This window comes from Paenibacillus sp. J22P169, from assembly GCF_059691995.1.
On record NZ_JCAUAO010000001.1, the window covers coordinates 2,266,581 to 2,277,180 of the forward strand.

The following is a 10,600-nucleotide window of genomic DNA, read 5'->3' on the forward strand; positions in this document are numbered from 1 at the left end:
AAGAACCTTAGTTCAGTAAGTAACTGTACTAAGGTTCTTTAGTTTCTTATACTTATAATTTCATAAAGCACTCTCAATAATAGCTTTACTTCAATAAAAATTCGTTTATTAGAAAGTAAAAGAACCCTGAAAAAATGGAAAGAAAAAATATAATTGTTAATGGAAGAAGTCCATCCATTTTCTGCTCGTAGTTGTTTCTATGTGAATTATTCATTCTTATTCTCTCCTTTTTTACGTTTATCTTATTATTTCCGGCCTTATGTCATTTTCACGTTCATCTTCACGGATGAGATGAGCCCCCCCTATAGCAAGAATCAAAGGACTTGATACAAACGCGATACAAAGCATAATAAAAGATATCAAAGCTGTCATTGGTCCATCTCCTTCCCACAGTAATAACACCAAGAGTACTACTAATAACAATCATAAATTTGAAGAGGAGGAATGTAACCAACCAATTAATCAGTTTTTATGCCATCCACTAATGATGCAATCCATGTTCACAGAATGATAAATCATAAAGACGAAAACATCGGTTATTATTCGTAGATAAGTGGTATTATATATGTAAAATTTGTCTGGTTTGATCTAATATTCAAGGGGATTTTAAGATGTGGAAACCTGATCGCTCTAGTAAAAAAGCTCTATACGAGCAAATTGCGGACCATCTGGAGCAAAAAATTTCATATGGGGAGTTTCCTCCGGGCAGTTTGCTGCCCTCCGAACGAAAACTTGCAGAACAATTTGATGTGAACCGCAGCACGGTTATTTCGGCATTCGCGGAACTGCGATCTATGGGGATTATCGAAAGCCGTACTGGTAGCGGAACTCGGGTAAGTACATCCAAATGGGGGGCCACTCCGAAACATACGCCAAACTGGAGTCGGTTTGCCGAAGGAGGAAGCTTTCTTCCTAACCTGCCCTTTTTACGGAGGATCCGCGAAGCGCTAGCTCAACATCCATCATTGATCGATTTTGCGAGCGGTGAACTATCGGCTGATCTAGCTCCCACAGATGAAATCGCTGCATTGATGAGTAAAAACGCATACACGTCCTATTTGGGTTACGTTAACCCTCAAGGTTCAACTCCATTAAGAGAGGCTTTAGTCGATTATCTAAACAATTATCGTGGAATCCGGACAACGGAATCCTCCATTCTTATCACATCAGGCTCTCAGCAATCGTTATTTTTAATTACACAATGTCTTCTGTCTCCAGGTGATGCCGTTGCAATTGAAGATCCTTCCTACTGCTATTCGCTGCCCATGTTTCAATCAGCTGGCCTTCGCTTGTTCCGTCTACCAGTCGATAAGCATGGCATACAACCAGATGATATTCGCAATTTGTACAAAAAACATCGTATTAAGATGGTGTTCTTGAATCCGAATTACCAGAACCCAACGGGAGCCCTACTAAGTGAAGAAAGGCGCAAACGTCTTCTTGATATCATTAGTGAATTGGGACTACCTGTTGTGGAAGATGATCCATATAGCTTAACCTCCTTTGATGGCATCCCTCCTTTGCCGCTCAAATCCATGGATACTACGGGTTCGGTTCTGTATATTGGCTCATTCTCCAAGATCGCCGCTTCTGGCCTACGGATCGGATGGATGGTAGCGCCTCGTTCCATTGTGGACAGACTAGCCGATGCTAGACAGCAGATGGATTTTGGATTAAGCATCATTCCTCAGCAGGTAGCGGGACAATTTTTACAATCTGCTTATTTTGCTCCTCATTTGGAGCGCTTGCGTATGCAGCTTCAATTTAAACGAGATTTACTCATCGAATCGTTAGAGAGGGAACTTTCAGGTCTAGTCGAGTATGTGGTGCCAGTCGGAGGTATTCATTTTTGGTGCAAATTGATTCCGAATATCTCAGACAGTGTTTTGTTGGAAGCATGCATTAAGCAAGGAATCGTAATGGTACCTGGGAGTGTGTATGGTTCCGATTCTGGATACGTCCGATTTACATTCGCTAGGGCGAAGCAGGAGGAAATTGCATTGGGGATATCCAGATTTGCTAGGGCACTACGTGAGTTGATTGAATGAAAACTCATTATTTCCATTACATAGTAAGCTTTTTTGGGGCATTCAATTTCCTGAAAGACATATCAGCGAAATATTTGCTACCGTGGGCTATAATAACATTCATACGTTTTTACGCGCCTTCAAAAAATTCGAGCATACCACTCTAAGCCAATTTAGAGAAAAAAACCGACAAGACAAATGAAAAGAAATTAAAACAACCTCCCCTGGTACGAATCTGTGGGCAGGTTCTTTTGCATTGGGCTTCAAATATTCCAATAAAATGGAAAAATTGAAACAAGGACAATTCTTACAACATACAATGTAGTTCATTAAAAGGTCAAACTCCAAGTTGAACAGAGGTATCTATATGTCAAAAGAAGATGAATCAGAGTCATTCGCTGATCTGGCTGATCGGTTCGATTGTTGCGAGGGTACAATTGAATTGGTGAATGACGAAATTTGCGGAAATATTTATATAGATCGTAAATTGGCACATCGTACTGTTCTCTGGGTATGACTGATCTGACCTTTAGTGTACCTGCACTTACTACGATAAGTAGATCCGTTCTCAATCCTACTGGATTAGTGGTCACATTAGACGCTGGTCAATCAGGAAAGTACTGTATAAATTTGTACAAGCGGGTATATTAAAGTTAATTGAATCACACGAAAATCCCTCCATCCGCATTCATTGGAGATGGTTTTTTTCATTTCAGGTTGATTTTCAAAAGAACGCAAAAAGATCGTTCTAACCCGTTCGGATGGTAGTAGAACGATCTTCTTTTCTGTTTGGATGGAGATTGTTAGCTCCTAGAACCAATTTCCAAGTCGATGTTGGTGAAATAGAGCGTCTGCAACCCTTCATATCCTGAATCCGTACCAATTATGATGTATAATTCTCCGTCAGCGTTGCTTTTTAGAGTGTACGTACGTTCGAAGCTTTTCAGCTGAAATCCACTTTTCTCAGCGTCCGGTTTGGCGATGTTTCCTAGGAGGCCTACGTCTTTGCCCTCAGTCGATTGGTTACCTTTGTCGAGGTTCAGGCGATAGTAAGGCGTATTCGCATAAGCACTGTCTTCTAAGACGGAAGGTTCGCGGTCGACAACGCCGGCCTTCACGAATACCGCAGAGGCGGGACCGCCACCGATTCCAACGGAGCTCTCAACTTCGTTGGTAGCCATGTCGAAACGTAATTTCACTTCGTATTCCGTATTCGGTTTCAAACCGGCGGCACCGTCCAGCTTTTTGGACATAAACATGAACAGGTCGTCACTGCGGTTCATTCCGCTTAGCATCATGCCGTGTAACTCGGCGCCGTCGTTTAGCTTAACCGTATCCACTTTAGCGTTTATCTGATAATCCTGATCTTGATAGTTGACCGGGAGATCGGCCACGCCAGTTTTCCATCCTCCGTTATCCTTGCTGAAATCGAAGGTGAGGTGGGTTTGTTGCGATTGATTTGGAATCGCGATACACGCCGTGCTCGTTTTGGAATCCCACAACGTAACCGCCCCCATTCTGGCTGCCAGTACCCTCAGAGGAGCGAAGGAAACTTCGTTTTTCAAAACGACAGGTGTCTTCAGCAAGAACGGCTCAAAATCTCCTATCGTTCCGTGAGGGCTGTTCAAAACAAGCCGAATAACATTATTTCCTTTGACGAGCTTGACTTCTTGTGCATTCCCATTCCATGTGACATCCCACCCGAGACCTTGGGCTATTTCACGAACAGGCACCATGAGATTACCATCTTCCAAATATGTGGATGATTCGCCTTTGTTCACGGAGAGGGGAAAATTTTTAATAACGGTGTATCCAGATGTATTGTCCATGGCTTGAACCGGGGCACCAAGTAAGACGGGAGCCAGCAGCACGGCTGCCATAGCAGTGGATGCGATTGTTTTTTCCAACATCGTTTTCATTTCACGATCACTCCCACATATAATGTTCTAAAATATCTCCGCTATTAGAGAAAAACTCTCTCAACTTGCTCTTTGTGGATAATCGGACTTTTTTGTAATAGTTTTGATGTTCGTCCTCTGCTTTGTGAAACCTTGATGCAGCATCAATCTTCGTTACAACCGGAGCATGGAACTGTCCTCTTGAATCCAATTCTTTGCGGGATGCTTCTGCCATCTCTTTTTGTTCATGGTTCGTGTAAAAGATGGCGGAATGACCGCGTGCATCCGTAGGATCAACGTTACGCCAGAATATTTGGAGCAACTCATCATATATAATCACATTCGGATCATAATGAACTTCGACCGCTTCGATGTGGTCCGATGTTTCCGAAACAACTTTCTTATAGGTTGGATTTTCATCATGCCCACCCGTATAACCAGTATACACATGCGAGACACCGTCAAGCTTCTGAAAAGTATCTTGCATGTGCCAGAAGCAGCCTCCAGCAAATATTGCAGTATCAGAGGGCTTGTTCGAGCTTTCACAAACCGACGTCAACTCCTCTTGAACCTCGTTGTCACACACGCGCAATACGATTTCATCTCTCATTTTATATCTCCTCCAGCTTTCTTTTGTTATCGTTTAAAACTAACTGTTCTCACTAAATTGCTCCGCATAGAAGCCATATCCTCTTGCGTTAAGTTCATCTTTTGGAATAAACTCCATGGCAGCAGAGTTCATACAGTACCGCAGCCCCGTTGGTTGAGGGCCGTCATTGAATAAATCACCTAGAAATGAATCCGCATAACGACTTCTGACATGTATAGTCGTTAAAAAAACACCAGAACTTCGTTTTAGAACAATATTGTTTGGCTCCAAAGGCTTTGTAAAACTAGGCCAGCCCGTGCCAGCATCATATTTATCCTTTGAGCTAAACAACGGCTCACCAGAAACAATATCAACATAAATGCCTTCTGCTTTGTTATCCCAATATTCATTATTAAATGGCGGCTCATCGATACCCGCCTGCGTTACGCTGTATTGGCGATTAGACAACATTTCCAGTTTTTCCGCTTTATTAAATTCTCTATCAAAACCTATTTTTGCAGGAAACTTCACTTCCCGATCCTCGCCCCAAATTTTATTTAAAAATTTATCACGACCAGATCCACGCTCAGTTATCTTGTAGTTGATTGGATTGTTTATATAAAAATCCTGATGTTCCAACTCAGCTTTATAAAACGTCGATGCAGCTGCAAGTTTAGTTACAATCGGCTTATCGAATCTTTTTGATGCTACTAATGCATCTCTAGATGCTTCAGCTAACTCTCTCTGTTCATTATTTTTATAAAATATGCCAGATAGAACATCATTGCCGCGATCAGCGAATTGACCGTCTGCATCTGTAGGATCTATGTTTCTCCAGAAAACCTGAAGGAGGTTATCATACGTTATTAGATTTGGGTTATAGCGAACTTCCACCGACTCGAGATGTCCTGTCGTTTTTGAACCTACTTCTTCATAAGTCGGATTCTCCGTATGCCCTCCCGTATAACCAGTTTCAACACGCAGAACACCATCAAGCTTTTCAAAAGCTTCTTCCATATGCCAGAAACAACCGCCAGCAAAAATTGCGGTCTCGAAAGGCGTACCCAAATTTTCATTAATTGTAGTTATAAGTTGTTGCGCCTTCACTTTTTCTTTCTTTTGATATGACATATAAATGGAAATGGCAGAAACAATAAAGATTAATAGGACAATCGTTACAACTGATTTACTTTTCTTTAATTTCATTTTCTCCTTCGCCTCCGTTTTATCTAGTGGGATGATGCGTCCGCATTCTTAGTTGTTCAAGAAACAAGTAACTTCATAGAAAGATCCAGCCGCTAGCAGAATGAGAAGAATCACAATAATTACTTTTTTCATAACCGAATGTCCCCTTATTCGTGAATTTGCAAATATACAATTGATGCAGCCACTGCCCCAAGAACTGTTGCTGCAATGTAAATCCAAAGATATTCTGTCGATCCTGATATAATCGCAGGACCAAAGGAACGGGCAGGGTTCATAGATCCCCCACTGATAGGACCGGCAACCATGACCACTAATCCAACAGTTCCACCTATTGCCATTCCAGCAAAAGGTTTAACCGCTTTTCCATGAACCGCGGACCCTAATATCACCATCATTAAGATGAAGCTCAAGATAAATTCTAAGGCAAAAGTCTGCTGCCAAGTAGACAGAGGAAGCGTTGCTCCTAAGTGAGCAATGTTACCAAACATGAGTAAGAGAGTGACACTCGCGGATATGCCCGCTACAATTTGCGTTACAATGTAAAGCACACTTTCTTTCAAGGAAATACCTCCTCTTACCAAAAACCCAATGGTAACAGCAGGATTAAAATGGGCTCCCGAAACATGTCCGAAGGCATAAATAAGAGACATAACAACCAAGCCAAATGTAATTGCAATCCCTACATGCGTAAGACTTTGTGTAAGCTCGTTAATAACTACAGCTCCAGTACCCGCAAATACTAAAAAATAAGTACCAATAAATTCAGCAATCAGTTTCTTTTTTAACATCCAATACAGCTCCTATTCACTTCACTCTTGTAACAATCTATTTATGTTATGTGGGTTACAAATATATCACGAACTTTCATGGAATGCAAGTAACTATTTAAGTTAATTTTATAGGTTACAAGAAAGATCGCACCATTGAGAAACCAATGTTCTTTTATCACAAAGTAAAAAAGGAGCATCATTGCAGCTCCTTTTTTGCTTTACTATTCCATTTTGCGAAACTTCAATTTTATGGCTCCATTTCCGTAATAGGGTAAGGAAAATAAAATTGCAAAAACAGTAAAAACATTGTCTTCGGATCCAGCTTAACATGCACTTCTCTGTTCCACTCTTTTACACGTTTATCCAAGTTCATTAAATACATACTCAGCTTCAGTTATATTCAATTGTGCTGACTCCCTTTGTTTGTTACTATCGTAACTCCACCAAGCGTCACTTAAGCCACGTGAATATGCCATATGTAACATGACTTCCATTTCTGGTGCTATGCCTGGGTATTGTTTCACTAATGTACTTAAACGTGAGTCCATAAGTTCAACTTCTTCTAGTGCGGCAAACGTCACCCTATTTCGAAAATTTGCAATCTGATCCCGATGTCCGTCATTATAGCCGCGTGAATACGCCACATATAACTTAGGTTCCATTTGGGGTGTAGTGTCTGGATACTGTTTAATTAATTTAGTAATACTAAATTCCATGAGTTCAATTTCTTCTCGTTTCATTGTTTTCACCTTTCTTTGTTATAAGAGTTTCATGCACTCATATCAAACAAAAACCGAGGAATTAATTGCTTCCTCGGTTTTTGTTTCGTCTTCGAGCTAGACAGCCCGATTGTATTAGTTAATGTATTTTAAGTCCGAATGCAGCCAACAAGACATTTGATTATCCGGTCCTATGAGTACCAACTAGCACCCGTGCGAGTTTATTCCAACTAATTCAGATTAGCGCAGTGACTTGAATGCCGTGCGAAGTTCTGAAATCATGAACTCTGACTGTTCCCAAGCTGCGAAGTGTCCGCCCTTAGGAAGTTTGTTGTAGTGGATCAGATTCGGGTATGCCTTCTCTGTCCAGCTTCTCGGTGCTTCATACATCTCATCCGGGAATACGCTAGCGGCAACCGGGAGCTTGACGCCTTTGACGACGAAGAAGGAAGTTCCGGCAACGCTGTTCTCCCAGTAGATACGAGCTGCAGAAATCGCCGTGTTCGTCAACCAGAAGAGTGTGATGTTGTCGAGAACGTCGTCGCGCGTTAGGCCTTCATTGACTCCGGCAAAAGATCTCGAGATCATAGCCAAGCTCCTCCAATCATGGTCAATCATGAAGGAGGCCAATCCTACTGGCGAATCCACCAAAGCGGTCAAAGTCTGCGGACGCGTTCCCATCAAGAAGGCGTAATAGAATTTATTTTCGCGAACTTGCTCGCACGCTTTTAACTCTTCGTCTGAGAGACCGGACGGTAGCGGGTTGCCGGACCAGATAGCCGCATCAACTTCAGGTGGAATCACTTCAGGCATGTTGGTGTGAATTCCAATCAATCCTTTTGGTTCCTGAAGGCCCATAAAGTTAACGACAATCGAACCCCAGTCGCCGCCTTGCGCCACATACTTCGTATAGCCAAGTCGAGTCATCAATTCAGCATAAGCGCTTGCGATGCGTTCAGGATTCCAGCCAGTCGCGGTCGGCTTGCCCGAGAATCCAAATCCAGGCATCGATGGAATAATGACATGGAAAGCTTCATCCGCACTTCCGCCGTGCTCTGTAGGATTAGTAAGCGGTTCGATAAGCTTCATTTGCTCGATAATCGAGCCCGGCCATCCGTGCGCAATAAGCATAGGCATCGCATTTTCATGCTTTGAACGAACGTGAATGAAGTGAATGTCCAGACCATCGATCTCAGTAAGGAAATTCGGCACAGCGTTGATCTTCGCTTCGATCTTGCGCCAGTCGTACTCGTTCGCCCAATAACGCGCAAGTTCCTGCACCGTCGCAAGCTGCGTGCCTTGTGATTGATCAGAGACCGTTTCTTTCTCAGGCCATCTTGTCGCATTGATACGATTGCGCAATTCAGTAAGTTCCTCTTGGGGAACATTCACATGAAACGGACGAATAGCATTCTTGTCTGTAGTTGTTTGTGTCATTTTTTTAATCTCCTTTTGATTGGTCTTGGATTTTTGAGTTTGTGAGTGGCCGAGTCGTGAGCACAGCGATCAGAACGAAACGCGCGGAGTTCTGCATCGCAAAGCTCGGTCTGTTCTAATTCCTCTATTGTCACCATCAAACAATTCGTCTTTGATGGTGAATGACATGTCTGGATCACCGCCGCCATACGTACAATAAGCGAACGTTTCATAACTAAAGAAGAAAAAACATCACTCGATTCATACATATCCAATCCATTTTAGTAACCTTCTAATAATGTTTTATGCGTTACGGATGTAATATATCACGGAGAGTAATGAATTGCAAGTAACCTTCTAATGTTTTTTTAAGAGTTACGAAATGGCATATCAAAATATGAATCGAAGTCTTGACGCCAGCAGATAATTTGTATAATAATAAGCAGGATTATAAAGTGCCGCTTCTTTTCGGAGCAACACTTTCCGCGTTTGATTACGTGGCATTTTGAGTGAGGAGATCATAAATGATTAACGGAGAACTTATTTCACTTAATATTAGTAAGCCACTGACAGTCTTCTATAAAAACAAAGAAATTTCTACAGGAATTTATAAATTGCCTGTGGATGAAACTTTATATTTATCTTGGGAGAATTTTGAAGGTGATGGACAAGCGGATCTAATTCATCATGGCGGTCGAGAGAAAGCAGTTTGTGTGTACCCTTATGAACATTATCCCTTTTGGGAAAAAGAGTTACTGACAAAATTGGAATATGGGGCTTTTGGAGAGAACTTAACGGTTCGTGGTCTCCTGGAAACTGAGGTTTGTATCGGAGATATATTTACATTGGGAGAAACCGTCCTACAAGTTAGTCAACCACGACAACCTTGCTTCAAACTATCCGTTCGATACAACAATCCTGGCATGCCGCTAAAAGTACAAGAGTCCGGTTACTCAGGTTTTTATTTCCGTGTTCTTAAGGAAGGCAAAGTCGCCTTAACCGACAGGTTGGAGCAGATATCGGCTCACCCAAAGTCTATTACAATTGCCTTCGCAAACCACATCATGCATGTTGATAAGAATAATTGTGAAGGACTGCAACGAATGCTTGAAATCGATGAGCTTTCGATGAACTGGAAACAGACTTTTACCAAGCGTTTATTAGGGAAAGAGACGGATACTCGCGAGCGATTGCAAGGCGCTGACTAATTTACAAATTATTAAAAAGTCATACGAATTCTAATTCGTATGACTTTATTTCATTTCCGTAGTAGTTGAGGAAAATGATCGCTGAGCAATCTGCGTTAGTGTCGGAAATTCAGGAAATCTGGGTACATAAGTAGAAGTCCGATTGGTAAAAATATCTTTGCATTCCAAATGAATACAAGGGAGTTGCAGCGAGATGTTATGGGACGATTTTATGAAAAGCGACTATCACGACTGGAGAGGCCGCGGTGAATCAGAAGACCTGTTGGATAAACCGGGATGGTTGGAACAATGGTTGGCTACCCACAACATTCCCTTTCCCGGTGCTCCGTCGGCGATAGAATTGGATGATCTGAGACGGTTGAGGGAACACATGTTGCAAATCGTCCAAAAGCTTACAGTGCTCCAATCCGCTAATTCCGCTGATCTCGCGGGTCTGAACCGAGCGCTATCCGGCGGACCCATGATTCTAAGCATCACGGAATCGGATTCGGGTTATCACTTGGAATCCACCCCTTTACAAACGGGCTGGACCCCCATAGGAGCGGAAGTGGCCGCCTCCTTCAGCCGCAAACTTGCGGAGGGAGAGCCTGCCCGCTTTCGCTTTTGCGATAATCCGGATTGCAGGGTGGCTTACTACGACGAAACCCGGAACCGTTCCAAACGGTTCTGTGACGATAAAGTTTGCGGCAACCTAATGAAGGTCCGACGGTTCCGCGAACGCAAAAAAGCACTAAAAAAGCCGCTAAAACCAGCTGTTCGCAGATAAA

At 42.5% G+C, this 10,600-nt stretch carries 11 protein-coding genes; 4 read left to right on the forward strand and 7 right to left on the reverse strand.

The window, feature by feature from the left end:
- Positions 1-237: 237 nt before the first annotated feature.
- The gene (locus tag AC58QG_RS10555) at positions 238-372 is read right to left on the reverse strand and encodes a hypothetical protein (protein WP_497362004.1); all 135 of its coding nucleotides are present in this window, start codon (positions 370-372) and stop codon (positions 238-240) included.
- Positions 373-611: 239 nt separating this feature from the next.
- On the opposite strand from AC58QG_RS10555, the gene pdxR reads away from it, so the two are divergent.
- Complete coding sequence (gene pdxR / locus AC58QG_RS10560) at positions 612-2,048, forward strand: MocR-like pyridoxine biosynthesis transcription factor PdxR (protein ID WP_497362005.1); 1,437 nt, start codon at positions 612-614, stop codon at positions 2,046-2,048.
- Between the two features lie 346 nt (positions 2,049-2,394).
- Positions 2,395-2,544 carry a hypothetical protein gene (locus tag AC58QG_RS10565; RefSeq protein WP_497362006.1) on the forward strand — a complete coding sequence of 50 codons (150 nt, stop codon included), beginning with the start codon at positions 2,395-2,397 and terminating at the stop codon, positions 2,542-2,544.
- Positions 2,545-2,830: 286 nt separating this feature from the next.
- Here the strand turns inward: AC58QG_RS10565 and AC58QG_RS10570 are convergent, their stop codons facing one another.
- The 6 genes from AC58QG_RS10570 to AC58QG_RS10595 all read right to left on the reverse strand — a co-directional run bounded on the left by AC58QG_RS10570 (position 2,831) and on the right by AC58QG_RS10595 (position 8,646).
- Positions 2,831-3,946, reverse strand: coding sequence for a copper amine oxidase N-terminal domain-containing protein (locus AC58QG_RS10570; protein WP_497362007.1), 1,116 nt, complete (start codon positions 3,944-3,946; stop codon positions 2,831-2,833).
- A 7-nt stretch (positions 3,947-3,953) separates the two neighbouring features.
- Positions 3,954-4,535, reverse strand: coding sequence for a peptide-methionine (S)-S-oxide reductase MsrA (gene msrA, locus AC58QG_RS10575; RefSeq protein WP_497362008.1), 582 nt, complete (start codon positions 4,533-4,535; stop codon positions 3,954-3,956).
- A 39-nt stretch (positions 4,536-4,574) separates the two neighbouring features.
- Positions 4,575-5,594, reverse strand: coding sequence for a peptide-methionine (S)-S-oxide reductase MsrA (gene msrA, locus AC58QG_RS10580; protein WP_497362829.1), 1,020 nt, complete (start codon positions 5,592-5,594; stop codon positions 4,575-4,577).
- Positions 5,595-5,866: 272 nt separating this feature from the next.
- A complete protein-coding gene (locus AC58QG_RS10585) occupies positions 5,867-6,508 on the reverse strand; it encodes an aquaporin (RefSeq protein ID WP_497362009.1) in 642 nt (213 codons plus the stop codon).
- Positions 6,509-6,849: 341 nt separating this feature from the next.
- Positions 6,850-7,230: a hypothetical protein gene (locus AC58QG_RS10590; RefSeq protein WP_497362010.1), complete on the reverse strand. Its 381-nt coding sequence runs from the start codon at positions 7,228-7,230 to the stop codon at positions 6,850-6,852.
- A 219-nt stretch (positions 7,231-7,449) separates the two neighbouring features.
- Positions 7,450-8,646, reverse strand: coding sequence for an epoxide hydrolase family protein (locus tag AC58QG_RS10595; RefSeq protein ID WP_497362011.1), 1,197 nt, complete (start codon positions 8,644-8,646; stop codon positions 7,450-7,452).
- A gap of 503 nt (positions 8,647-9,149) precedes the next feature.
- Here AC58QG_RS10595 and AC58QG_RS10600 point away from each other — a divergent pair.
- The gene (locus AC58QG_RS10600) at positions 9,150-9,833 is read left to right on the forward strand and encodes an MOSC domain-containing protein (protein ID WP_497362012.1); all 684 of its coding nucleotides are present in this window, start codon (positions 9,150-9,152) and stop codon (positions 9,831-9,833) included.
- A gap of 193 nt (positions 9,834-10,026) precedes the next feature.
- Positions 10,027-10,599 (forward strand): CGNR zinc finger domain-containing protein, encoded by a 573-nt coding sequence (locus tag AC58QG_RS10605; RefSeq protein ID WP_497362013.1) that lies wholly within the window; start codon positions 10,027-10,029, stop codon positions 10,597-10,599.
- Position 10,600: the final 1 nt, after the last annotated feature.